Source organism: Neobacillus niacini, from assembly GCF_030817695.1.
In the GTDB taxonomy this organism is placed as follows: Bacteria; Bacillota; Bacilli; order Bacillales; family Cytobacillaceae; genus Neobacillus; species Neobacillus niacini_F.
Genome location: NZ_JAUSZQ010000002.1, coordinates 3,584,760 through 3,608,848, shown reverse-complemented (window position 1 = coordinate 3,608,848; position 24,089 = coordinate 3,584,760). Strand labels below are relative to the sequence as shown.

Below are 24,089 nucleotides of genomic sequence, written 5' to 3'. Positions count from 1 at the left end.
CCACAGGCGCTCGCGCCGAGGAGGCTCACCGCAACGCCTGCGGAAAGCGAAGTGCCCGGAGCGCAAATCAACAGACCTTTTAAACACAGCCTAATGTGGTAAAAGAGATGTCGCAAAATATTTGTGACATCTTTTTTAATTACAGATTATTTCTGCATGGTATGATAGGTATAGGAATATATTTACTCTTACAAGATTACCTTACTATGAAATTAGGTGATTAATATTTGGAAAAAGGTCATTTCCTTTATTGGGATAATATTGATCATTTTTTTAGTGATTCATAATACCGAAACCTTCCGGCTGCTTAGAAACGGGGATTTGGATTCAATCATAATGTCTTTAAAAGATACTACATTTTCTAAATTCTTCTTTACTTTTATCATCATGGTGATCCAAAATTCATTTACCATTATTCCTCTCATTATTATTATCACAATAAATTATGCATTGTTTGGCTTTTTTAATGGTCTAATCTGGAGTTGGTTTACAAGTATTATTGCAGCAGGAATTTGGTTTTTGGGAAGCCGGTATTTTTTTAATGATTGGGTGCGGAAAAAAACGAACCCCGAATTATTATCAAAGATGGAGCAAAATGGGTTGCTCTTTGTTTTCCAAGCGCGAATTTTTCCCTTCGTTCCAACAAGCTTAATCAATATTCTCAGTGGCTTAAGTTCGATTAAGTTTAAACATTTTATGGTTGGCACCATATTTGGAAATTTCATCTTCTTTTTTGTATTATCACTGATCCCGGCGGGGTTAATGGAGGGAAATATGGAGCAAAATATCCTCCTCGGGATAGCACTTGTACTGGCAGGAATTGTTGTTTTATATCGTGTTAAGAAAAAACAGAAAAGTAGAAAACAAGTACATTAGTTTTTGATTGCGTTCTGGTCTAGGATGATCAGAGCGTTTATTATATTGTCATGTTTTATTCAATAAGATATAATCAACAAATTAAAAATAAATAGGTGAGTAAAATGAGTATTGAAATCGTTCCACTAGGGGATTCAGCGATTAGAATTTCATTTGGTAATGAAATTGATGTGAGTGCTCATTACCAAATCAATCGATTTTTACAAAATTTCAGGCGTCAAAAGATTGCCGGTGTTATCGAGTGTGTCCCGGCGTATACTTCTATTGGAATCTTTTATGATCCCGCAAAAATAAGATATAGTAAAATAGAGAAAATGGTTTATTGCATTTTGGAATCAGCCACGGGGTTGAAACCAATAAGCCCTATTGTTTACAATATTCCCGTATATTATGGGGGGAAGACTGGACCAGATTTACAATATGTTGCAGAGTACAATAACTTAAGTGAAAAAGAAGTTATTCACCTGCATTCAAACAAAGAATATTTGGTACATATGATTGGTTTTGTACCAGGCTTCCCCTATCTGGGTGGTTTAAATAAAAGAATTTCGTCTCCCCGACTAGAAAGACCAAGAGCAAAGATAGCAGCAGGCTCTGTGGGAATTGGCGGTGACCAAACAGGAATTTATCCTGCTGAGGTCCCTTCAGGGTGGAGAATAATTGGTATAACTCCATTAACACTATTTGACATTGAGGATGACAAACCTTCGCTTTTGTCTGCAGGAAATTATGTTTCCTTTTTCCCTGTGGAGCATGAAGAGTTTCTTGCCATTAAAGAACTGGCTGCTAAAAAAAAGTATGATGTTTTGACTTACAAGAAGGGAGGGCAAATAACATGAGTTACATTGACATTAATTGTGATCTTGGAGAAAGTTATGGGGTATTTAAAATTGGTAATGATAAAGAGGTTTTGAAGCACATTTCATCAGCAAATATTGCATGTGGCTATCATGCGGGGGATCATAATGTAATGATGGAAACCATACAAATGGCCAAAAAATATCATGTTAATATTGGTGCTCATCCTGGATTTCCTGATTTATCGGGGTTTGGGCGTAGGGAAATGAACATATCGACTAGAGAAATTTATAATCTTACACTCTATCAAATCGGTGCTTTAAGTGCATTTACGAAGGTCGAAGGAGTAAAGCTCGTCCATGTGAAACCCCATGGAGCCTTGTATAATATGGCGGCTAAATCTCGGCTAATTGCGGACGCTATCGCACAGGCTGTTGCAGATTATGATTCTGGATTAATCCTTTTTGGGCTGTCCGGAAGTGAACTTATCAATGCTGGAAATGAAAAGGGGCTAGTGACAGCACAGGAAGTGTTTGCTGACCGAACCTATCAACCTGATGGAACGTTGACATCGAGAAAAGATCCTAACAGCATGATTCATGATTTGAAATTCGCAGCCAAAAGAATAATACGGATGATAAGAGAAGGAAAAGTTACCACAACGGATGGAACTGATATTTCTATTAATGCAGATACGGTGTGTATCCATGGTGATGAACCTGTTGCATTAGACTTTATATTGGAATTGAAATATGCTTTAACTAATGAAAAAATAGCGATAAGAAAGAGTTGGTCTGAAAGATGAGGACCCCAATCTTTAAGGTGATGAAGGCAGGATTGCAAACCACAATACAAGACCTTGGAAGGTATGGATTTCGTGAATTTGGGGTTAGCCCTTCAGGGGCGATGGATCCTTATTCATTACAAATGGGAAATTTATTAGTTGGTAACGACTTAGGCGAGGCTGGACTTGAAGTTCCGCTTATTGGACCTGTCTTAATGGCTTTACATGATGTCTCTATTGCTATTTGTGGCGGGAATCTATCACCCAAAATTAATGAGCAAGAGATTCCGCATTGGAAAAGCATTGTGATCAAGAAAGGGCAAATCCTTTCATTTGGAGAGCTAAAAGAGGGCACTAGAGCGTATATAAGCATTGCAGGTGGAATTGATGTTCCTTTTGTACTTAACAGTAAATCAACTTATTTAACAGGAAAATTTGGGGGTTTAAAGGGTAGAGCTTTAAAAGATGGGGATATTCTTTTTGGAAATCCCTATACCAGAAGAAATAGATTTCTGCACACTAAATTCATACCAAAATATACGAATCCCTTAACAGTCAGAGTAATAGTTGGTTCGCATAATGGTAAATTTACATCAGTAGGACTCGAAACATTTCTAACTGAAGAATATACCATATCCCCTCAATCAAATCGAATGGGATATCAATTAACGGGTCCGAAACTGGAACATAGCAGTACAGCTGATATTATATCTGACGCCATCCCTTTGGGTGGAATTCAAGTCCCTGCAAGCGGACAGCCAATCATACTTATGGCTGAACACCAAACAACGGGAGGTTATTCTAGAATAGGAACTGTGATTTCTGCTGATATCCCGCGCCTTGCTCAAGCACAGCCGGGAACAAAGGTAAGATTCAAGGAGATTGCACTGCAAACTGCCCAAGACCTGCTAATTGATAGTAAAAGAAGACTGAACTATTTATACAGATTATCAAGGTAATATCCTCTATTATATGAACCTCAATTCATTTTTTAATAGATTTATGATATAATGATAGTAATAATATTTTATTCATGAAGGCTACATATATTGGTAATAATAACCTAGTCAGAGAATGAATAGTGATGATTATTCTCAATTTGGTTTTATTAAATAAATTTCTCATAAGGTGTGATTATGTGACAGAATTAGTAAACGGAAAATTACAACATCGAAAACTACCTCTTAGTAAAAAAATCTTTCGAGCGATAGCCATTACTCTTGGAGCAATACTAATGGCTACTGGTCTAGAGATCTTTTTAGTCCCAAACAAGGTAATAGATGGCGGCGTAACAGGTATTTCGATTATGTTATCTCATATAACGGGTATTGAACTTGGTATTTTTCTATTCCTGTTGAACCTGCCATTTGTTTATTTAGGATACAAGCAGATGGGCAAAACCTTTGCGATTTCTACTGTTTATGGAATTATTGTGTTATCTGTTTTTACAACATTATTTCACCCAATTCCTGCCTTTACAGACGACATTCTACTTGCGACCATATTTGGCGGCATGATATTAGGAATTGGAGTTGGAATTGTTATTCGTTTCGGCGGGGCATTGGATGGTACAGAAATACTATCGCTTGTGATAACCAAGAAAGTACCATTCTCAGTTGGACAAATTATAATGTTTATCAACCTCTTTATTTTAGGAACAGCAGGATTTGTTTTTAGTTGGGACAGAGCGATGTATTCCTTGCTAGCTTACGTAATTGCTGCTAAAGCAATTGATACGGTAGTTGATGGTTTCGAGGAATCAAAATCTGTTTGGATTATCAGTGATGAAGCCGAAGAAATAGGGAATGCCGTTAATGCCCGTTTAGGACGTGGCGTTACCTATCTAAAGGGACAAGGTGCCTATACTGGTGACGATAAAAAGGTCATTTTTAGTGTCATCACTCGTTTAGAGGAATCGAAATTGACAACAATTGTTGAAGAAATTGATCCTAATGCCTTTTTGTCAATAGCTGACATTTCTGAAGTTCGGGGCGGACGTTTTAAGAAGAGGGACATCCATTAGTTTTATACGATTTAGTAAAATCTCAGGGGCGGGGTCCCTGGGATTTTTTTGTCCCCTTGCTATAGTTTTTATGTTACATTTGATATGTAACTGATAGTTTACGAGAAAAGGATGAATGGGATGTCAACTGACAAGAAAAGAATTGAGAAGGATTTCCTAGGACAAAAAGAAATACCGTTTGATGCGTACTATGGGATACAAACCATAAGAGCTGTGGAGAATTTCCCTATTACAGGATATCGTATTCATGAGTCTCTAATTAAAGCGCTTGCAATGGTAAAAAAAGCAGCAGCTATCGCCAATATGAACACCACACGGTTGTACAAAGATCTTGCAAATGTCATCATCAAGGCGGCCGATGAAATTATTGTAGGAAAGTGGAATGATCAATTTATCGTAGATCCAATCCAAGGCGGTGCGGGTACATCTATGAACATGAATATGAATGAAGTCATCGCCAACCGGGGACTCGAATTACTTGGTCACGCTAAAGGAGATTACTTCTATTTAAGTCCAAACACACATGTAAATATGTCCCAATCAACAAATGATGTTTTCCCAACGGCTATCCATATTTCCACTTTAACATTATTAGAGAACCTCCTCGTAACAATGGAAGATATGCAAAAAGTCTTTAAACTAAAAGCTGTCCAGTTTGAGAAGGTCATCAAGATGGGCCGTACTCATCTTCAAGATGCTGTTCCTATCCGACTAGGGCAAGAATTTGAAGCATACTCTCGGGTGCTTACCCGCGATATTAATCGGATTAAACATACACGGGAGCATTTATTGGAAGTGAATATGGGAGCAACTGCAGTAGGGACAGGATTAAATGCAGACCCTAAATATATTAAAGATGTAGTCAAACAGCTTGCTGAAATTAGTGGTTTCCCGCTCGTAAATGCGGAGCATCTTGTAGATGCGACTCAAAATACAGATGCCTATACAGAAGTCTCAGCTGCACTTAAAGTATGTATGATGAATATGTCGAAAATAGCCAATGACCTTCGATTAATGGCTTCAGGTCCACGTGCAGGGCTGGGCGAAATACGGCTGCCTGCTCGTCAGCCGGGTTCATCGATTATGCCTGGAAAGGTCAATCCAGTAATGCCTGAACTAATCAATCAAATTGCCTTTCAGGTAATTGGGAATGACCATACCATTTGCCTTGCCTCTGAGGCCGGTCAATTGGAGTTAAATGTAATGGAGCCTGTATTAGTGTTTAACCTGCTTCAATCCATCAGTATTATGAACAATGGGTTCCGTGTCTTTACGGATCATTGCTTAGCTGGCATTGAAGCCAATGAAGAGCGTTTAAAAGAATATGTAGACAAAAGTGTGGGGATTATAACTGCAGTCAATCCACACCTTGGATATGAAGTGGCAGCACGAATTGCCAGGGAAGCTGTCATTACCGGGAAATCTGTACGTGAATTATGCTTACAGTATGATGTGTTAACAGAAGAAGAATTAGATATTATTTTGAATGTCTATGAAATGACAAAACCCGGGATTGCTGGAGAAGAACTATTAGATAGGGACTAATCGTAACAAGAGCTAAAAAGATGCTCCATAGAAAAACATTATAACCGCACAGTGATATTCACCGTGCGGTTATTTATGTTATTTCTCGCTTTTCTTCTTATCATCCTGTTTGTCACTCTTTTTATCACTTAATCCTCTGTATATCTTTGTATACATGCTTCCTTCTTTGATGTTTTCAAGGAAAAATGGACCAATAAGTTCTAAATATTCATCATCATCAAATAGCCTTTTGTTTTCTAATTCCATTTCACCCAATCCATCATAGGTTGAAAGTAATGCGTAGGTGTGATCTTCACCAGAAATAGGTGTGAGAATTTCAACATGATGGTTATAATTTTCATTTCTGAATTTTTTTATCTCTCTTAAATTGTCGATTGCCTCTTTAAACTTTTCCTGCTTAATAGTAAACGTCTGGTATACGAAAACAGACATTAAAGCACCCCCAGAGAAAGATACAAACATACTATCTTTATAAATCTCCAGAAAGTCTGTTTATTATTCGAGATAAGAAAAGTTACAATAGAGTAATGTTCGCTTTTGAACAATCCTCAATAATTTGATCATTCCACACAGAAACCTGAACCTCACCGATATGAACCTTTTTAAGAAAAAACATACATATCCTTGATTGGCCAATGCCTCCCCCAATGGTATATGGAAGTTCACCATTTAGAATTGCTTGATGATAATCTAAGGACATTCTGTCTTCAGTGTTAGAAATCTTTAATTGTTTTTTCAGCGCCTCTTCATCAACACGGATACCCATTGAAGAAACCTCGATTGCTTGTTCTAAAGTAGGATACCAAAAAATAATATCACCGTTTAAGGACCAATCATCATAATCTGGAGAACGTCCATCATGTTTTTCTCCAGAAATTAACTGACCGCCAATTTGCATGATAAACACGGCACCATACTCTTTGGCAATACTGTCTTCTCGTTCTTTTGGGGAGAGCTCCGGGTACATATTTTCAAGTTCCTGCGTTGTAATAAAATGAATCTCTTCAGGCAGAACTGGCTCAAGACCAGGATGGAGCTCGTGTAGATGTTTTTCTGTGTTTTTAAAGACTTGATATATTTTCTGAACTTCGGATTTTAACGTCTCAATGTTGCGTTGTTCTTTTGAAATAATTTTTTCCCAATCCCATTGATCGACATAGATGGAATGCAAATGATCTAAAACTTCATCTCTTCTAATGGCATTCATATCCGTATAAAGGCCGGCACCTAAGGAAAAGCCATACCTTGCTAATGCCATCCTTTTCCATTTTGCTAATGATTGAACGATTTCAATATTGGCATTCTTAATATCTATAGCCTCAAAGGATACCATTCTTTCCACACCATTTAAGTCATCATTTAAACCCTTTCCTGATTTTAAAAGGATTGGGGCAGATACACGTGTTAAATTTAGCGCATGCGCTAAGGAATTTTCAAAGAAATCCTTCGTTTGTTTAATGGCTATTTCCGTTTGTAAAAGATCTAATCTTGAAGAGTAACCTTGTTTTGTAGGTAGTGAATTCGACATAAAAATAAACCTCCAGTAAAAAAACTTAAAAATGAATAATGATTATTTATACATTCAACAACACTCGAAATGAATATTCTGAAATTATAACAAAGTTGCGATTACCTTACCACAAGTTTAGAAAAAAATCCCTCCACCATTTACTTCGGTGAAGGGATTCTGTCGTTACCTTAATTGGTCCCAATCTGAGTAAGCTCCACTGCCTTGGCAGCCTGGGCATTCCACGGAGTTATAATAAGCAAATTCATTATATGGATAAACAGTAAAGCCTCTCCCGTAGCAATCGGGACATTTCTCCTGATTCTTCATATGAGAAACATGATTTTGATATCTTGTTTCCCTCCACTGGTTAAAGGAGTTAATTAAACCCATGTTTTTCACCTCGTTTTTTTTATTTATTATGATGAAAAAATGGAATAATTATACAAGTTACTAATCGGTATGATTTTTCTCATAGTTCAAAAACTAATTCAAGAGGTGAGAATAATGAGTGATTGGAATGAACAAGCTGCACCTAATAATAATATCCCTGCGAGAATTGTTAGACCCTTTGAGCACCGTGATCAAAGTGTTAACCATGAGTTTTCAGAGGAGCTATCCGATGGCGGGGAACGTGACGAGTTTATCCAAAAACAGAAAAAGATAAAGAAATAGGGATCAATGGTGGCGATGATGATATTATCGTCACTTTTTTTATTTTTGTGATTTAGAATAAAGGGTTCTGAGAGATTTGGTCGAAAATTAGGGGTATAATAAATTTTTTTGGGGGAGAAATGCCGATGAATCGCAAAGATGTATTACTTGAGCAAAGTGAAGATGAGAAGTTTGATGAGTATATTAGCGAACAATCGAAAGAAACATGGTTAGAATCAATATCTAGTATCACACTTCATAACGCTTATCATATTGGACAAATCGTGACCATCCGAAAGATGCAAGGATCCTGGAGCAAAGAACAAGGTTTAAGTTGAAAAAAGTGCAGTCAAACGGGCTGCGCTTTTTTAATACTGTAAAGTATTTGTAAAATAGTTCTTTGTATCTTCCAAAACAGAAGGTAATATCCTTTTTAAGGGAATATTCTAGTCATTTGTAACCTGTTAATTTTTCGAATATTTTGGTAATATTTGTGCTTAGAGAGACGAAATAATAATTTCAACTAGCAAACTGCTAGAAAATCTTATTAGAGAGGGGAACTGTTACGTTGAAAGTATTAGATCCCATACCTTGTCAAAGCGAAAAACATTTAACGCAATTGGCTTCAGTTGGCCAAATTGCAGCAGGTATTGCTCATGAAGTTCGTAATCCATTAACCGCTGTTAAAGGTTTTTTGCAATTACTAGAGCATGAAAGTAATCCTGAGTACATTAACATTGCTCAGTTAGAATTAGAAAATGCTTTAACAACATTGAATGATCTTCTCCAGGTTTCTAAACCAGAGCAGGAAAATGAGGAGCCTCAATCGTTTCTTATAGCAGTGGAACTGGAATCTATCTTAAATTTATTTCAAGATAAAATATATGATATTCAAATAAATACGAGTTATTATGATACAAATTCAGCAATTTATGCTAAAAAAAATCAGTTTAAAAAGGCATTTTTTAATCTAATAAAGAATGCATTGGAATCTATGAATGAAACTGGTTCATTGACTATCAGCCATTTTGCTGAAGGAAATGAAGTAGTGGTATGTATAGAAGATACGGGAGTCGGAATCCCAAATGAAAAATTATCGTTACTGGGTACACCGTTTTTTTCAACCAAAGATCTCGGTACAGGGATGGGGTTAACCCAAGTTTTTTCTACTGTATATCAGCATGGCGGCAGAATAAATGTTGAGAGTGAAGTCAATAAAGGAACAAAATTTACCTTAAGAATACCTGTTCGAAATGACTCGAAAAATAGAGGTGGAAAAAAGTTGAATTTGACCTATGAGGAAACGTTATCGATAAAGGAATATTTTCTAGCAAATAAGGATACTTTTGAGGATAGACTACTAGAAGAAGCCATAAATGTGAAAGATAAAATTGATGAGATACATAGAATTGGAAATATTAATCTATTAAGCAACGCACATAAACTCGTGGTACTGATAGTGGAGGAACGTGAACATGAATTAATCTCTTTCGCAAAACAGGAAGGGAGTGCTTGGGCTAAATACTCATTAACCATTGCATTTAAATTGGAGTGGATTCAAGCGATAAGAAGAACGGTATGGGATTTCCTCTATAATTTTGATGTTACTAAAAATAATGATCATTCTTCAGAGTTTTATTTTACTTTGGAAAAAAATATCAACCGACAATTTGACCAATTTTTGAATTCATTTTTTATCCAATATAGCAGGTACAAGGATGAATTGTTAGATGCACAGAGAAAACTTTTGGAGAATCTGTCTGTTCCGATTATTCCAATCTCACCCGATATCAGTATCCTGCCATTAATTGGGGCAATTGATTGTTTTAGAGCAAGTACGATAGAAGATAAATTGATCACGGAAATTGGTAATTCACATATTCATACGTTAATATTAGATCTTTCTGGTGCAGCGGTGATGGAGATCGATGTCATCCAGCACCTCATCAGGATTATTAATGGTGTCTCGATGATGGGCTGTAAGACGGTTATTACTGGACTACGACCAGAAATTGTAAAACTCATCATTAACTCGGGGACTACTTTCGAGCACGTTGCGGAGTTAAAGGGAACCTTACAGGTGGCACTATCTGATTACCTTGGGGGAAATACGATCTAAAAGGAAAAGGGCACAATCGATATGCCCCTTTCTTTTTATGAAGTTAATCGCCATTGAACATATCAAAAATACCTCTTGCGCTGCTGCCTTCATCTTTTCCTCCACCACGGTTTGGTGCAGCTGCAAAGACTCGGCGGCAAGTCGGCTAAATGGAAGGGACTGAATCCAAACCGTTCCAGGACCTCTTAGAGTCGCAAAAAATAACCACTGCATATCATCCCCATAAATTTTGTAATCAATTTCATGGTTATTCACTGCAATATCCCTCCTAATCCTTTATAAGTCTATTTTAATAGAAATAGGAAAAAAGTGCTTTTATCAAAAGCAAATAAAAAAGACGCCTGCATATAGCAAGACGTCTTTTTGCGTATTGAGGCGAAAAACCACACTCCACATAGTGCGTTCCATAAAGGAATGTTTCTCGACTTACACAATTCAGCTCATCGCTTAGTTAATATAACACAGGAAGGCCGGACAACACAACTGGAAAATTTTTAAAAAAGTTTTGAGGGCAAAAAACATTGTCTCTGGTACAAAGGAAGGAAATAAAGTCATTTATACGCTTAAAGACCCTATGATTGTCGAACTTTTAGCCGTAGCTCGTCAAATTTTTAATAATCATTTAGTTGACACGATTACTATTTTAGATAAGTTTCGAGACGAGGAAGAAGAAGTCATGACCATGCCGAAGAAATAACATTCTTCGGTTTTTAAGTGTGAGTCTGAAACCCTTTACAAACCTCGAATCTTGTAGACTTTTGTCTATCGTACTTTATTGACGTTCACCTAAAAAAATGTTAAATTTTAGACAGCCGTTGCACGAGATTAGATTTATGTTACAAAGCTTGTTCAAGTTTTAAACTGAAGTTTGGATAAGAAAGTGGAAGTAAAGCTATCACGTTGTAATTTGGTGAATTTTACACATGGCTACTTCTAAGCCAATAGGAGGATTTTTTTACATGAAAAACGGTAAAGTAAAATGGTTCAACTCTGAAAAAGGTTTCGGATTTATCGAAGCTGAAGACGGTAACGACGTATTCGTTCACTATTCTGCTATCCAAACAGAAGGTTTCAAAACTCTAGAAGAAGGTCAAGAAGTATCTTTCGAAGTTGTTGAAGGTGCTCGTGGACCACAAGCTGCTAACGTAACTAAAAAGTAATTAATGAAGCCAATGATTTAACAGCCCGACCAAAGCGTCGGGCTGTTTTTTGCGTTTAAACGAAAAAAACTCCACCCAGTATTACCTGTTATTTCTACGATTTCCAACCTCACAAAAGATGGTATTTTGCTATAATAGTATTTATGAGTGAATAAAGATGGGGTGAAAATATATGAAATTTATCCATACAGCTGACTGGCACTTAGGTAAGTTAGTACATGGTGTGTACATGACAGAAAACCAGAGGGAAGCACTAAATCAATTCATAGAAATTGTTGCCGAAGAAAAGCCGGACGCCGTCGTCATTGCCGGTGATTTATATGACCGTTCCGTACCGCCAACCGATGCCGTTGATCTATTAGATGAAATATTATTTAAAATCAATGTAGAACTTAGTACCCCAGTGGTTGCGATTGCTGGAAACCATGACAGTGCTGAAAGATTGTCATTTGGCAGCTCATGGTATAAGCACAGCCAATTCTACTTATCTGGCAAGCTAACGAAAAGTTTTAAGCCCGTACAGGTTAACGGCGTTAATTTTTATTTAGTTCCGTTTGCAGAACCCGGGGTGGTACGTCAGCTGCTAGAGGATGATTCTATTCATTCCCACCAGGACGCGATGAAGGCACTGATTGGAAAAATGGAGGAACACTTGAATCCTAATGAACCAAACGTTTTGGTAGGACATGCTTTCGTGCTTGGGGGACAGACATCAGACTCCGAGCGTGTTCTATCCGTTGGAGGTTCTGGATGTGTAGGTGCTGAGCTATTCGAACCTTTTTCCTACACAGCCCTTGGTCATCTCCACAGCCCAGACGCCATTAAACATGACAAGGTCAAATATTCAGGATCTCTATTAAAATATTCGTTTTCAGAAGCGAAACAAAATAAATCAATTTCTATTATCGAGATGGACGAAAAAGGAAACTTTTCTCATCGATACCGCTCGTTGAATCCAACACATGACATGCGTGAACTTGAGGGACATCTAGAGGAATTACTAGATCCTTTCTTTTATGAAAAACAACGTTTGCATGATTACTTGAAAATCACCTTACTTGATGAGGGTGCACTGCTTGACCCAATCAATAAATTACGTCAAGTATATCCGAACGTCTTACATCTAGAACGCAAAATAGATATAACGGATATGAAGAAAAAGCAGTCATTTAATATCACACGAAATGAGAAAAAGTCTGAGCTCGACCTATTTGAGCAATTTTATACGGAAATGACAACCTCTGAATTCTCCTCCGATAAAAAGGAAGTTATGGCAGACGTGATTGAAAAGGTGTTAAGAGAGGAGGCAGTTAAGTGAGACCATTAAAATTAACTATGCAGGCTTTTGGTCCATATGCAGATGTCGAAACCATTGATTTTACAGAGCTGGGTAATCGCACCATGTTTGTGATCTCAGGGAAGACAGGGTCCGGTAAGACAACCATATTTGATGCGATTAGTTATGCGATATATGGAAAAGCAAGCGGTGAGGACCGTAACGGACCCGAACTCAGAAGCCAATTTGCAAGAGCAGATTTGGTAACAGAGGTCTCACTCGACTTCGCGATCCGTAACAAAGTTTATTCGATTACCCGCCTTCCGCAGCAGCCTAAAAAAAAGGAAAAGGGTGAAGGATTCACAACTTTACCGGCAAAAGCGGAATTATACAGCTGGGATGAGAACGGGGAAAAGAAATTACTAGCTTCAAAAATCAATGATGTTGAGGAAAAAATTAAAGAAATTATGCTGATTGACAGCAATCAGTTCCGCCAAATTTTAATGATTCCTCAAGGGGAATTTCGAAAGCTGTTAACGTCTGATAGTAAGGATAAAGAAGTTATTTTACAGCGCTTGTTCCATACTCAGATTTATAAGATGGTCGAAGAAAGGCTGAAGACGGAGTCTACGGAGTTAAAAAATTCAGTAGAAATGCAGGTTCAGACTAGAAGTGAAAACCTCAGGCGGATTCAAGCGGTAACGAACGAAGAGCTTATAGGTTATTTAGAAGCAGACAGTGTAAATGATGTGATACTCATGCCGCTTTTACAGGAAGAAATCAATGGTATGGAAAGTCAGCTTGAAAAATTAATCATTGCCTTGAAAGAAAAGGAGCAGGAACAAGATATCTTAAAAGGCAAGCTGTTTGAAGCTGAAACGATATTAAAACAAATCCAAACAAGAGAAGCGTTAAAAGAAGAAAAAATTAAGCTCGACTCACAAGCAGATCTTTTTGCAGAAAAGGAAAAACAGGTGGAGCTTGCACATAAAGCCGCACTATTGGCACAGCAAGAAGAGCTATGCCACCGATTAAAGCGGGATTTGGATCTACTAAAGGGAAATGTTACTTCTATACAAAGTGAAATAGAGAAACTGCATGTCCTCTCAAAACAGTACGAACAACAATGGCAGACAGAACAAGAGCGTGAAGGGGAGCGCCAGGAAGCACTTGAAGTCGTTAATCAACTAATCAATATGAAGGACGATGTTTATTCTTTTGCTGCTTTAGTAAAGGAGTCAGCGTCAGTTGAAGCTTCTCTCAAAAGTGCGAAGGAAAAGCAAGCAGCAGCTGAAAATAATCTTCAGAGTTTGGAAGACAAGGTGAAAAAACTGCAGGACAAAAAAGCAGAAATTGAGAAGGGCAAGCTGGAATTTTTAGAAAATGAACGAAAGCTGGAAAAAATGCAATCCGAGCTAGACCGCTTGGAAAAATATGAACAATATCTTGGACGCCATCAAAATGCTGTAAAGGACCTTAAAGTGAAAGCTGGAAAATTCGAAAATACAAGTGCGAGGTATCTGGATGCAAAAGCATTTGTAGAAGAATTGGAGAATAAATGGCTGCATGGACAAGCGTCACTCTTAGCAGCTCGACTTTCAACAGGTGAAGCATGTCCAGTTTGCGGTTCTGAGCATCATCCTGCACCGGCGTCAGCAGATGAGGCGCTTATCCCAAATGAAGAAGACCTTAAAGCTGCCAAGCAGCAGGCAGTACTTTTGGAAAAAGAAAAAGCAGCAGCGGAATCACTCTTTTTTGAGGCTCAATCTATTGAAAAAACACAATGGGAAAACTGTGAAGAGCTTTTAAAAGAAATACGCTCTTATCGGGCAGACTTTAAGGATACCGATTTACATGCAACAAAATCAGAGATACTTGTTGGTAAAAATCATCTCCAGAATGCCCAAAAAACGCTAAAAGAACAAATCAAAATGCTTGGTCAAATTAACCAACACTTAGAGAATAGTGATTCTGAAAAAACGGCATTAAAAAATGCTATCCAACAGCTTTCAGCTCATGTAACACAGCTGACTGTACAAGTTACAGAAAAGAAAACGAACCTAACTAGGATGATGAAGGTTATCCCAGAGAATCTTCGAACACAGGCTGCATACGAAGAGGCGCTGACAACCTCAAAAAAGCGTCATGAAATGTTGGTGAAAAGGCTTGAAGAGGCACAAAAGCTATTACAAGCAGTGAAAGAGAAACTATCTGCTGAGACTGCCAGATTGCAAGACGCAGTTAAACACCATTCGAGCAAAGAGGTAGAGCTTAAAGCAGAGAAGGAAATCTTTGTTACTAAACTTGCTGAACAAGGATTTGAAAATTACACTCTCTATCATTTATCTAAGAAAACTGAGAATGAAATCCGCACTATTGAAGGTGAAATTCGCAGTTATCGTGAAGAGTTACGCTCTGTTTCAGATCGCTTAAAAGAACTAACTGAGCTTTTACAAGATGTAAAGACGCCTGATGTTGAGGGGTTAAAGGCATTAGTAGAGAAGCTTGCACTTGAAATTGTAGAGCTAACCAACCAACGGACGGACTTGTTTGTTAAGCGACGGGATAACCTTGAAATCTATAACAATGTTGAAAGAATTAATGAGCAAATGAAGGTCTTAGAGGAACGGTATAAGCTGATTGGACATCTGCACGAAATTGCTAAAGGACAAAATACGTATCGAATTACATTCGAACGTTATGTTCTTGCGGCATTCTTAGATGATATCTTACGGGAAGCAAATGTCCGGCTAAGAAAAATGACGGCAGGAAGATTCGAACTTTTAAGGAAAACGGACCGTTCAAAAGGGAATGTTCAAAGTGGTTTAGAGCTTCTAGTTTTTGACCAATATACTGGCCAAGAGCGTCATGTAAAGACTTTATCAGGCGGGGAAAGCTTTAAAGCTTCACTATCACTAGCCCTTGGGCTTGCCGATGTAGTCCAAAACTATGCAGGCGGTGTTTCATTAGAAACGATGTTTATTGACGAAGGTTTTGGCACCCTTGACCCTGAATCCCTCGATCAAGCAATTGAAGCATTAATGGACATACAAAGCAGCGGACGCTTGGTTGGAATCATATCGCACGTCCCAGAACTGAAAGAACGAATCGATATTAGACTAGAAGTTATCGCAGGACAAACCGGAAGCCGGACAGAATTTGTTTTTACAAATTAAATAAGTGCTTATAGTCTCTCAAAAAAACACGAAAGTTTAAATAAAGGGCTTCGTTTTCGGGTGCTTCCTTATTAAAAGATTGACGTATGAATTGGCATACGTCTTTTTCTTTATTTATCAAGGTTTCCACGAAATTTCATTAACTTTGACTAAGAGGGTCCGCACTTATGGGCTGGGAATCAGGTTAGATTAAATACCTGTGCTGATAAATAGACGGAAAAATTCCGCTTAATTAGAAATTATTATTAAAAAGGGCTTAAATAGACGGAGAGATTCCGCCTATTGGCTCGAAAAATTCGAAAATAGGAGATTTTGCATTGCATAGGCGGAAAACCTCCGCTTATTTCCCCCGAAACTAGCTCCATTCTGCATTTAACCGGAAAAACTCCGCTTATTTTACTTTTCGAATGATTGAAACAAAGCAATAAAAAACCAGAAAAAAATTCTGGCTTTTATTTTGGATTATTTTGTTCTAGATAAGTTGTCAGCTCATTTATATCCTTTGATTGATGGATTACCCCAGCCCGGTCAAAGAGGATATAAGCTGGTTCTGTCTTAATGTTTAGCACAGGATATGCCTTCTGAGCCATTTCAAGCTCAGGTAAGATTAAAATATCTTGTACTTTATCGGTAATCTTTTTGTCATTTTCAATGGGGGTTTCCTGATCCCCAACAACTAAAAGTGCAAACGATTGTTCGCTTTTAGATAATAGATTTGGATAAGGGAAAGTGGTATTCGTATTCTTACTTGTTGGTGCTTTTTGCTCCGTTTGTTCAGTTGATAACTTAGTTTCTACCCTCGTTTCAGCATTTTGACATCCCACTAACAGGGTCATTCCTAATAAAATTGGCCAAGATATTCTCTTCATTTAGAATCTTCCTTCGTTGTAAAAGTACTTTTATTCACCATAGCACATTACTAGACAGTTGGAACGGAATGAATGTGGAGGAATGGTGAAATGAAAAGCAGGAAAATGAGGACAATTGTCAAATTAGTAATTATAATAGTCGTTTTAAAGGAGTGGGAAGGATGCTGCGGAATACTGCAGGAATTGATGCTGGCGGTTCATTAATCAAAATGGTTTATCAGGAAAATGGAAGAATGCACTTTAAAAAATTCCCCATTAACGAACAGGATTCAGCCATTTCATGGCTAAAAATGTCTGTGCCATCTTTAAAAGTTTCCTTAACTGGCGGGAAAGCAAGTGTCATACAGAAGAAGTATTTTCCCGAAAGTCAAATCATTCCTGAGTTTCAAGCAACCTGTGAGGGTACACGTTTTTTATTAGAAGCTGAAAATAAAACTATTGAAGATAACTATTTAATCGTAAACATTGGAACCGGAACCTCTTGGCATGTAGTAAAAGGCGATAAGGCGGAGCGGATTCTCGGCAGCGGAATTGGAGGGGGAACATTTACAGGACTTGGGTCTCTATTAACAAAAGTACGAGGCTACCATCAACTCACATGCCTCGCGGAAGAAGGAAATAAGGGGCATATCGACATGCTTGTAAAAGATATTTATGAATCAGCTGAAGGTCCCATTAATGAAGAATTAACGGCTGCAAACTTTGCAAAAGGCAATCGGTTGAAACATTCAGACGCTGACCGGCTGGCTTCATTATCCAATATGATAGCAGAAACGATTGTGTTGTTAACATCACAGGCAGCAACTATTCATCAGGTTAAAAGCGCTGTCATCATAGGCAGTGCTACTGTTGGCAATAATCCATTAAGACAGGCTCTTAAGTCTTATATGAATATGGTAGGTGTAACCTTAGTATTTTTAGAAAAAGGAGAATATTGCGGTGCAATTGGAGCACATATATCTGTCTAAAAATGTTCTCTTGAACTATTAGTTCGTTAAAGATAAAGTAAATAGGAAGACGTAAAAAAGCAGGTGGCAACTTTGGAAAAACGATATTTTACAATTGGCATGGCGGGACATATTGATCATGGTAAAACTTCTTTGACAAAAGCCTTGACCAATGTGGATACGGACCGATTGAAAGAAGAAAAAGAACGACAAATCTCGATTGAACTCGGATTTGCACCATTATACGAGGATCAGGAAATACAAATTTCAGTCATCGACGTTCCAGGACATGAGCGCTTTATTCGGCAAATGATCGCAGGGGTTGCGGGTATAGACTTAGTTGTACTGGTTGTTGCAGCAGATGAAGGTGTCATGCCGCAAACGCGAGAGCATCTGGATATTTTAAAATTCTTAGGCGTGAAAAACGGGCTGGTTGCAATTTCAAAAATTGACCGGGTCGATGAAGAATTTATTGAGCTTGTGAAGGATGATATTTTAGAAGAACTCAAAGGGAGCGTATTTGAGGGTGACCCGTTTGTGTTAGTGGACAGCCTATCCAAAAAGGGTATTGAGGAATTAAAAGATTTAATCATTACAACGCTGAAAGAGCAAGAAATGAGAGATGCAAAAGGGGCTTTCCGCCTGCCGATTGACCAGGTGTTTACCGTAAAGGGTCAGGGGACTGTTGTTCGTGGAACAGTCTACGAAGGAACGGTAGAAGAGGGACAAACGCTTACGATCATGCCACAAGGTCTGGAAGTAAAAGCAAGGCAGATTCAGGTTCATCATAAGCAAGCGCAAAAGGCATATGCCGGGCAGAGGACGGCCATTAATCTTTCAGGGATTTCGAAAGATGACCTAGAACGCGGTGATGTTTTGGTTTCGTCGGAGCATTTTATTGTGACCAAAACAGTGGATGTTGCCATACGTGTGGTTGAAGACCTTGAACATATGGTTAAACAGAGGATGCCGATTAAACTCCATATTGGAACAACGGAGGTAATGGGACGTATCGTCTTTTTTGACAGGAATGAGCTTAAAGAAGAAAATGGTGAAATACTATGTCAGCTTCGTTTGGAGGAAGAAATTCTTACTAAACGGGGTGATCGGTTTATTTTACGACGTCCAAGCCCGCAAGAAACAATTGGCGGCGGCTGGGTGATTGACCCAAGAGGAAATAAATACCGATTCGGAAATCAAACGATTGAAGAGTTGGAGAAGAAAAAAGCAGGATCTCCAAAGGAACGGATTTCCGCTGCCATCTTTGAAGCGAAAAGCTTAACGCTGGGTGAATTAATAAAACGCACCGCGCTGGATGAAGAAACATTAAAAGAGTTTCTAGAAGATGATGCTTTTGTTTTATATAACGGTAAAGAGTATACACTCAAAATGTTAATTAATTCGATTGAGGAAGACATCTATGACCGTTTGCAAGAATTTCATCAAACGCATTCCATGAAACTTGGTTTGAATAAGGCTGAGCTTTTGCAATCCATGCAAAAAAGATTCCCAAAATCACTCCTTGATTTTGTGGTGGAAAACGCAATTGCAAATGGCACGTTTTATCGAAAAGAGCAGTTTGTTTCGTTAACAGGCTTTGTACCGAATGTACCAAAAAGCTGGCAAAAGCGTGCGGAAAACATGTTGAGTGACCTTAAGAAGGACGGGCTAAAAGTTCGTTATTATAAGGATTATTTTTCAGATTCTGGTATACCTGACTCTCTTGAGGCTGATTTAAGACGTTTTCTGGAAGAACAGGAATTAGTGGTTCATTTGGACGAGCAATTTGCTTATCACGGGGACGTCTTTAAAGAAGCAGTTGAAAAACTCCGAATAGGTACAGGTGAAGAGTTTGAAGTGGGCAACGCGAAAGAAATTCTAGACCTTTCACGCAAATATATGATTCCATTTTTAGAAAGGTTAGACTCCAAGGGTATAACAAAACGAGTAGAAAACAAGCGAATCTGGCAAAAATAATCGCAAAAACCTCAATCCAAATGAGCGGATTGAGGTTTTTACTTTATTATGAAAGAAACTCACCAGGATTTAAGCCGAGTTCGCGGCAAATATCGCTGACCATTTGCATTTCATTGTGGTCAAAATTGCCGTCTGCATAGCCAATCGCAATACAGTAACGAGCCACTAAACGGGCAATTTCAGGCTTCGATCTTAATTTACCAAGCGCACGGAAAGCTTCTGCTCTGCCAATCATACGATCAGCTTCGATCCGGGATACAAAGTAATTAAATCTCTGGAGGACTTTATTACTGTCAAACACGCGTAACTCTTCGCTGGAATTAATAAATTCAACCATTTTTTGTCGTTCCGTTGCATCCAGGTACCCATCTGCCATGGAAACCAATGCGCAGGCGGCTACGACTGCTTCTAATACATCCTGACTCTTGTAACGATTAAACAATTCCTGCGCTTTTCGTTTTGATTGATTTGCCCATTCCGCATAGTCCTTTTGATTTGGGGACCATGAGTTGCCGCAGCTGTTACATGTAAATTTCAGCTGATTTTTACCGATAAAACCGCCCAGCAATCCGACAGGACCAAGAATTAAACCTCCAATCGCCGCTTTACCCAATCCAAATCCCTTTTGTCCTGTGCGAACATTTGATGAATGACAGCGCGGGCAATGAATATCGTCCCCATATGTACGATTTGTGCTTCCGTGTGAGGTTTGGGTCGGATAGCCAAAAGCTGGCTGCTGTGAATAGGATGATTCCGGCTGTAAATGGATTCGCTGCGGCTGTTGGTTTTGCTGATATGGGTTAGAACTATATTGATTTTGATTGTTAAATTGATTTTGATTGTATGAATTTTGGTTATTGTATTGGTTCTGATTATTAAATTGATTTTGATTGTTGTTAAATAAATTTTGTTGAACAGGCGGTGTGTTTGTTGGTGCCGGTTCATCCACACTTACGCCAAAATTGCGGCATAAAGCAGCTAGTCCGCCTTGAAAACCACTGGCAATCGCATTAAATTTCCATTCCCCGTTATGGCGGTAAAGTTCGGCTGCAACAATGGCCGTTTCAACAGTAAAATCTCTGCCTAGGTTAAAACGAAGCAGTTCCTCATTTGTTTGTTCATTGAAAATGCGCACGTATGAATTAGAGATTTGTCCAAAATTCTGCTGTTTCATTTGAGCGTCATGTATCGTAATGGTGAATGCAATTCGATGGATATGGCTTGGCACTGTTTGTAAATTAATTCGGATTTGTTCATCATCGCGTTCGCCAGCGCCACTTCGGTTATCACCGCTATAATTAATCGAGCCATTACCGCCAGATGGATTATTATAAAAAATAAGATCCTGGTCGCTTTGAACCTTTCCAGAAGCTCCTAATAAAAACGTCGAGGCATCTAAATCAAAGTTAGAACCATTATGTGCAATATCCCATCCTAAACCAACAACCACATTTTGCAGACCAGGATGTGACTTTGTTAAATCAACTTTTTGTCCTTTACTAAGTGTAACTCCCACGTATTTCACTCCTAATCATGTTTACTAGTCTTATTTTATTATAAAGCAAGCAATGTAGAAGAACGAATTCTACAGCAATAAATTTCCTACAGCTTATCTTTACGCAAAACTTGGCGAAAAAGTTTCAAAATTGTATATAGTAGAAAATAAGAAAAAGTTTTTCTGCCCGTATCTTTTTATTCCGTTGAAACGTTTATAGTGTAGAGAGTGTTAAGGGAGTGAAAATAATGTCCAACAAACTTAGCCTGTACACCTTAGGTGCTGTGCAGCATGATGAAGGGTCTGAGGACTCCACTTGGAATGAATATTATTTAAAACTACAGAAATATTGTTATTTTCTTACCCAAAGCAAATGGGATGGGGACGATGTAGCCCAAGAGGCTATGATAAAAGCTATATCCTATTACAGCCAAGAGAGAATAACTCCGGCGTTATTAAATAAAATAGCCCACAATCAATGGCTGGATACTCTTCGTAAAAGAAAAAACGAACAATTCGGTGATGAAGCAATGCGTGAGGAGAATTATTCCTCCGTCGGAGATACTATTGCTTCAGTGGATTTATTAATTGACACCTTTACTCCGCGGCAAGCAATTATTTTTCTTTTAAAAGAAGCGTTTCATTATCGGTCGAAGGAAATTGCAGAAATATTAAATACGACAGAAATGGCTGTAAAGGCAAGTCTAAACAGGGCAAAAAAACGTATTGAAAATAGAAGAGAACATTTTTCCCTGGATTCCTTTTGGGAAGAGGAGGAACGAGAAAAGCTTTGGAATCTTTTCCATGATTCACTCGTCGAGCAAGACCCAACAGTCCTGATTGAAGCCATACCGTCTATTAATAGGTTGATTGATGTCCCTAAGGCAGTTTCTAGAAATACAATACCATTCAAAGCTTCAGCTCCTTTAAGCACTCTCTGTATGGCTGCATAGCCAATTACTTGCTTTTAAGGAGGATTTACTATGAGTACAATACCATATGTTATTGAACAGTCCAACCGCGGTGAACGTTCTTATGATATATATTCTCGTCTATTAAAGGATCGAATCATCATAATTGGTGAAGAGATTAATGACCATACCGCGAACAGCGTTGTTGCGCAATTATTATTTTTAGCAGCCGACGCACCCGATAAAGAAATTTCTCTCTATATCAACAGTCCAGGCGGTTCGACCTCAGCGGGGTTTGCCATCTTTGATACGATGCAATATATTAAGCCTGATGTCAGAACAATATGTACTGGAATGGCAGCATCATTTGGTGCTATGTTACTGTTAGCTGGGACGAAGGGTAAACGCTATGCATTGCCAAATAGTGAAATCATGATTCATCAGCCGCTTGGAGGCGTCAGGGGGCAGGCGACAGAAATAGAAATCTCTGCAAAACGTATCTTAAAATTACGAGAACATATTAATCAAATCATTTCCGAAAGAACAGGTCAAAGTGTTGAAAAAGTAGCCAAAGATACCGACCGCGACTACTTTATGAGTGCAGAAGAAGCCAAAGAATATGGAATTATCGATGAGATTCTTTATCCAAAAGGATAAAGTAGCAACACAGATGTAATAAAAGAAGCACGCTGATAAATTTCAGCGTGCTTTCTCTATCTACTCAACAATCACAGTTCCTTTAAACATATTCATCCCACAAGTAAAGGTATATTCTCCTTCTTTGTCAGGGGTAAAGGTTAATTTTGTCGTACCAGCCTTTAGATTTACATTATTTAAATTGAAATCCGGCATCATAAAGGTTGAAAAACAGCTATTGTCACCTGGATTTGTAATGTTTAATTCCACTGGTACACCTTTTTTAACTTTAATCACATTTGGAGAATAGCCAGTTGGTGTTACCATCATGTCTATTTTAGGATTGGTTTCATCCGTAATATCAAGTTCTGTTTGTGCTGGAGGAGTATTTGTCTCCTGTGTTTGAGCAGCCGCCGCCTGACCAGGAATTTTAACAAAATCACTGCTGTATAAAAATAAAAATAAGGCAATTAGAACCAGTCCTGCTGAAAAAATATTAAATGGTGAAATTCCTTGCGTATCGAGTGAAAGCTTACCATTTGTATCAACGATTATATATAAGATAACAAGACCTAGAATAATAACATACAAACCTTGTAAAATTCCAAGCATAATCGTTGGGTTATCGAACTGAAGAATTGCACCAAGGAGGGCACCGATAATTCCACTTATGATTCCAAAAACAGACCCGCATAAAATCGCCAATATCCCAACAGGCTGACCTGCAATAAAACCTAGGACAAAACCGATTAAAGTACCTAAGCTAACAGGGAAAAATAACTCTCCCGAAAGAATTCCACTGATGTATCCAGATAATAGTCCTCCCATCATGGTTAGGACAATGACGACAATCGTACCTGAAAAGTTGGCTAGTTTATTTTTCTTCCGATGTAAAAGGAAAACGGAATATCCAGTCAATAAACTCATTATAACTATTGTGAAAATCGATAATATAAACATTAGACAATCTCCTCTAACTATTAATAAACAATATACGTACATTATAAATGCATTAATTAAAATATGGATTGTCTTTTTGGTGATGTTTATGAACGTTTAATGAAAACTTTAGGGGGAATAAAGTAATGGAATCAGAATATTTTTCCATAATAATATTTGACATTTACGTATTAGAAATATATAATTTTTTCAAAAATACTATTTGAAACTGTGATGAGGATTAGTAAAATGTAAGGTGTCTTACAAAGAGAGGAAACCATTGGTGGAAGGTTTCTTAAGACAGACATTTGAACCTGCCTCGGAGTTCTGTATCGGATTCTTTTTTGAAGATACATGCGGATAAAATCCGTTATCATGTCGAGAGTATAAAGCAATT

At 38.1% G+C, this 24,089-nt stretch carries 21 protein-coding genes, 2 pseudogenes and 1 other annotated feature (1 of these 24 only partly in view); of the genes and pseudogenes, 17 read left to right on the top strand and 6 right to left on the bottom strand.

Annotated features, from left to right (window positions below):
* Positions 1-336: 336 nt before the first annotated feature.
* The 6 genes from QFZ28_RS18355 to aspA all read left to right on the top strand — a co-directional run bounded on the left by QFZ28_RS18355 (position 337) and on the right by aspA (position 6,026).
* Complete coding sequence (locus QFZ28_RS18355; protein ID WP_307195983.1) at positions 337-876, top strand: TVP38/TMEM64 family protein; 540 nt, start codon at positions 337-339, stop codon at positions 874-876.
* Positions 877-980: 104 nt separating this feature from the next.
* A complete protein-coding gene (pxpB, locus tag QFZ28_RS18350; RefSeq protein WP_307195982.1) occupies positions 981-1,715 on the top strand; it encodes a 5-oxoprolinase subunit PxpB in 735 nt (244 codons plus the stop codon).
* Positions 1,712-2,479 (top strand): LamB/YcsF family protein, encoded by a 768-nt coding sequence (locus tag QFZ28_RS18345; protein ID WP_307195981.1) that lies wholly within the window; start codon positions 1,712-1,714, stop codon positions 2,477-2,479. Before pxpB ends, QFZ28_RS18345 begins: the two co-directional genes overlap by 4 nt.
* A 20-nt stretch (positions 2,480-2,499) precedes the next feature.
* On the top strand, positions 2,500-3,417 hold the full coding sequence (locus tag QFZ28_RS18340) for a 5-oxoprolinase subunit C family protein (protein WP_307197061.1): 918 nt from the start codon (positions 2,500-2,502) through the stop codon (positions 3,415-3,417).
* 179 nt (positions 3,418-3,596) lie between these two features.
* Positions 3,597-4,481: a YitT family protein gene (locus tag QFZ28_RS18335; RefSeq protein ID WP_307195980.1), complete on the top strand. Its 885-nt coding sequence runs from the start codon at positions 3,597-3,599 to the stop codon at positions 4,479-4,481.
* 120 nt (positions 4,482-4,601) lie between these two features.
* The gene (gene aspA / locus QFZ28_RS18330) at positions 4,602-6,026 is read left to right on the top strand and encodes an aspartate ammonia-lyase (protein WP_307195979.1); all 1,425 of its coding nucleotides are present in this window, start codon (positions 4,602-4,604) and stop codon (positions 6,024-6,026) included.
* 78 nt (positions 6,027-6,104) lie between these two features.
* Here aspA and QFZ28_RS18325 read toward each other — a convergent pair whose 3' ends face one another.
* Together QFZ28_RS18325 and asnA are read right to left on the bottom strand one after the other, a co-directional pair.
* Positions 6,105-6,458, bottom strand: coding sequence for a hypothetical protein (locus QFZ28_RS18325; RefSeq protein WP_307195978.1), 354 nt, complete (start codon positions 6,456-6,458; stop codon positions 6,105-6,107).
* Positions 6,459-6,540: 82 nt separating this feature from the next.
* Entirely contained in the window at positions 6,541-7,554 is a 1,014-nt protein-coding gene (gene asnA, locus QFZ28_RS18320; protein WP_307195977.1) for an aspartate--ammonia ligase, read from the bottom strand.
* Positions 7,555-8,040: 486 nt separating this feature from the next.
* On the opposite strand from asnA, the gene QFZ28_RS18315 reads away from it, so the two are divergent.
* The 3 genes from QFZ28_RS18315 to QFZ28_RS18305 all read left to right on the top strand — a co-directional run bounded on the left by QFZ28_RS18315 (position 8,041) and on the right by QFZ28_RS18305 (position 10,306).
* On the top strand, positions 8,041-8,208 hold the full coding sequence (locus tag QFZ28_RS18315) for a hypothetical protein (RefSeq protein ID WP_307195976.1): 168 nt from the start codon (positions 8,041-8,043) through the stop codon (positions 8,206-8,208).
* Between the two features lie 125 nt (positions 8,209-8,333).
* A complete protein-coding gene (locus QFZ28_RS18310; RefSeq protein ID WP_307195975.1) occupies positions 8,334-8,525 on the top strand; it encodes a hypothetical protein in 192 nt (63 codons plus the stop codon).
* A 230-nt stretch (positions 8,526-8,755) separates the two neighbouring features.
* Positions 8,756-10,306: an ATP-binding protein gene (locus QFZ28_RS18305; RefSeq protein WP_307195974.1), complete on the top strand. Its 1,551-nt coding sequence runs from the start codon at positions 8,756-8,758 to the stop codon at positions 10,304-10,306.
* A gap of 43 nt (positions 10,307-10,349) precedes the next feature.
* On the opposite strand, the pseudogene QFZ28_RS18300 reads toward QFZ28_RS18305, so the two are convergent.
* Positions 10,350-10,510 (bottom strand): annotated as a pseudogene (locus QFZ28_RS18300) (TIGR00266 family protein); the annotation flags it as partial.
* Between the two features lie 298 nt (positions 10,511-10,808).
* Between QFZ28_RS18300 and QFZ28_RS18295 the strand changes: the two are divergent.
* From QFZ28_RS18295 to QFZ28_RS18280, 4 genes and pseudogenes are all read left to right on the top strand, one after another.
* Positions 10,809-11,003 (top strand): annotated as a pseudogene (locus QFZ28_RS18295) (transcriptional regulator); the annotation flags it as partial.
* A 262-nt stretch (positions 11,004-11,265) separates the two neighbouring features.
* Entirely contained in the window at positions 11,266-11,466 is a 201-nt protein-coding gene (locus tag QFZ28_RS18290; protein WP_007083969.1) for a cold-shock protein, read from the top strand.
* 172 nt (positions 11,467-11,638) lie between these two features.
* The gene (locus tag QFZ28_RS18285; protein ID WP_307195973.1) at positions 11,639-12,784 is read left to right on the top strand and encodes an exonuclease SbcCD subunit D; all 1,146 of its coding nucleotides are present in this window, start codon (positions 11,639-11,641) and stop codon (positions 12,782-12,784) included.
* On the top strand, positions 12,781-15,918 hold the full coding sequence (locus QFZ28_RS18280; RefSeq protein ID WP_307195972.1) for an SbcC/MukB-like Walker B domain-containing protein: 3,138 nt from the start codon (positions 12,781-12,783) through the stop codon (positions 15,916-15,918). Before QFZ28_RS18285 ends, QFZ28_RS18280 begins: the two co-directional genes overlap by 4 nt.
* 452 nt (positions 15,919-16,370) lie before the next feature.
* Here QFZ28_RS18280 and QFZ28_RS18275 read toward each other — a convergent pair whose 3' ends face one another.
* Complete coding sequence (locus QFZ28_RS18275) at positions 16,371-16,787, bottom strand: hypothetical protein (protein ID WP_307195971.1); 417 nt, start codon at positions 16,785-16,787, stop codon at positions 16,371-16,373.
* Between the two features lie 161 nt (positions 16,788-16,948).
* Here QFZ28_RS18275 and coaW point away from each other — a divergent pair, with 161 nt between their 5' ends.
* Entirely contained in the window at positions 16,949-17,755 is an 807-nt protein-coding gene (gene coaW, locus QFZ28_RS18270; protein ID WP_307195970.1) for a type II pantothenate kinase, read from the top strand.
* Positions 17,756-17,827: 72 nt separating this feature from the next.
* A complete protein-coding gene (gene selB, locus QFZ28_RS18265; protein WP_307195969.1) occupies positions 17,828-19,711 on the top strand; it encodes a selenocysteine-specific translation elongation factor in 1,884 nt (627 codons plus the stop codon).
* Positions 19,712-19,757: 46 nt separating this feature from the next.
* Here selB and QFZ28_RS18260 read toward each other — a convergent pair whose 3' ends face one another.
* Positions 19,758-21,227, bottom strand: coding sequence for a TerD family protein (locus QFZ28_RS18260; RefSeq protein WP_307195968.1), 1,470 nt, complete (start codon positions 21,225-21,227; stop codon positions 19,758-19,760).
* A gap of 227 nt (positions 21,228-21,454) precedes the next feature.
* Here QFZ28_RS18260 and QFZ28_RS18255 point away from each other — a divergent pair, with 227 nt between their 5' ends.
* Positions 21,455-22,159 carry a sigma factor-like helix-turn-helix DNA-binding protein gene (locus QFZ28_RS18255; RefSeq protein ID WP_307195967.1) on the top strand — a complete coding sequence of 235 codons (705 nt, stop codon included), beginning with the start codon at positions 21,455-21,457 and terminating at the stop codon, positions 22,157-22,159.
* A gap of 30 nt (positions 22,160-22,189) precedes the next feature.
* On the top strand, positions 22,190-22,774 hold the full coding sequence (gene clpP, locus QFZ28_RS18250; RefSeq protein WP_307195966.1) for an ATP-dependent Clp endopeptidase proteolytic subunit ClpP: 585 nt from the start codon (positions 22,190-22,192) through the stop codon (positions 22,772-22,774).
* A 60-nt stretch (positions 22,775-22,834) separates the two neighbouring features.
* On the opposite strand, the gene QFZ28_RS18245 is transcribed toward clpP, so the two are convergent.
* On the bottom strand, positions 22,835-23,713 hold the full coding sequence (locus QFZ28_RS18245; RefSeq protein WP_307195965.1) for a cupredoxin domain-containing protein: 879 nt from the start codon (positions 23,711-23,713) through the stop codon (positions 22,835-22,837).
* A gap of 201 nt (positions 23,714-23,914) precedes the next feature.
* Positions 23,915-24,089, top strand: a binding site (T-box leader); it runs 44 nt beyond the window's last position.

Coding starts and splice junctions, on each gene's coding strand:
- QFZ28_RS18355 (WP_307195983.1), top strand. CDS start 337: ATGTCTTTAAAAGATACTACATTTTCTAAATTCTTCTTTACTTTTATC.
- pxpB (WP_307195982.1), top strand. CDS start 981: ATGAGTATTGAAATCGTTCCACTAGGGGATTCAGCGATTAGAATTTCA.
- QFZ28_RS18345 (WP_307195981.1), top strand. CDS start 1,712: ATGAGTTACATTGACATTAATTGTGATCTTGGAGAAAGTTATGGGGTA.
- QFZ28_RS18340 (WP_307197061.1), top strand. CDS start 2,500: ATGAAGGCAGGATTGCAAACCACAATACAAGACCTTGGAAGGTATGGA.
- aspA (WP_307195979.1), top strand. CDS start 4,602: ATGTCAACTGACAAGAAAAGAATTGAGAAGGATTTCCTAGGACAAAAA.
- QFZ28_RS18325 (WP_307195978.1), bottom strand. CDS start 6,458: ATGTCTGTTTTCGTATACCAGACGTTTACTATTAAGCAGGAAAAGTTT.
- asnA (WP_307195977.1), bottom strand. CDS start 7,554: ATGTCGAATTCACTACCTACAAAACAAGGTTACTCTTCAAGATTAGAT.
- QFZ28_RS18315 (WP_307195976.1), top strand. CDS start 8,041: ATGAGTGATTGGAATGAACAAGCTGCACCTAATAATAATATCCCTGCG.
- QFZ28_RS18310 (WP_307195975.1), top strand. CDS start 8,334: ATGAATCGCAAAGATGTATTACTTGAGCAAAGTGAAGATGAGAAGTTT.
- QFZ28_RS18290 (WP_007083969.1), top strand. CDS start 11,266: ATGAAAAACGGTAAAGTAAAATGGTTCAACTCTGAAAAAGGTTTCGGA.
- QFZ28_RS18285 (WP_307195973.1), top strand. CDS start 11,639: ATGAAATTTATCCATACAGCTGACTGGCACTTAGGTAAGTTAGTACAT.
- QFZ28_RS18275 (WP_307195971.1), bottom strand. CDS start 16,787: ATGAAGAGAATATCTTGGCCAATTTTATTAGGAATGACCCTGTTAGTG.
- coaW (WP_307195970.1), top strand. CDS start 16,949: ATGCTGCGGAATACTGCAGGAATTGATGCTGGCGGTTCATTAATCAAA.
- QFZ28_RS18255 (WP_307195967.1), top strand. CDS start 21,455: ATGTCCAACAAACTTAGCCTGTACACCTTAGGTGCTGTGCAGCATGAT.
- clpP (WP_307195966.1), top strand. CDS start 22,190: ATGAGTACAATACCATATGTTATTGAACAGTCCAACCGCGGTGAACGT.
- QFZ28_RS18245 (WP_307195965.1), bottom strand. CDS start 23,713: ATGTTTATATTATCGATTTTCACAATAGTTATAATGAGTTTATTGACT.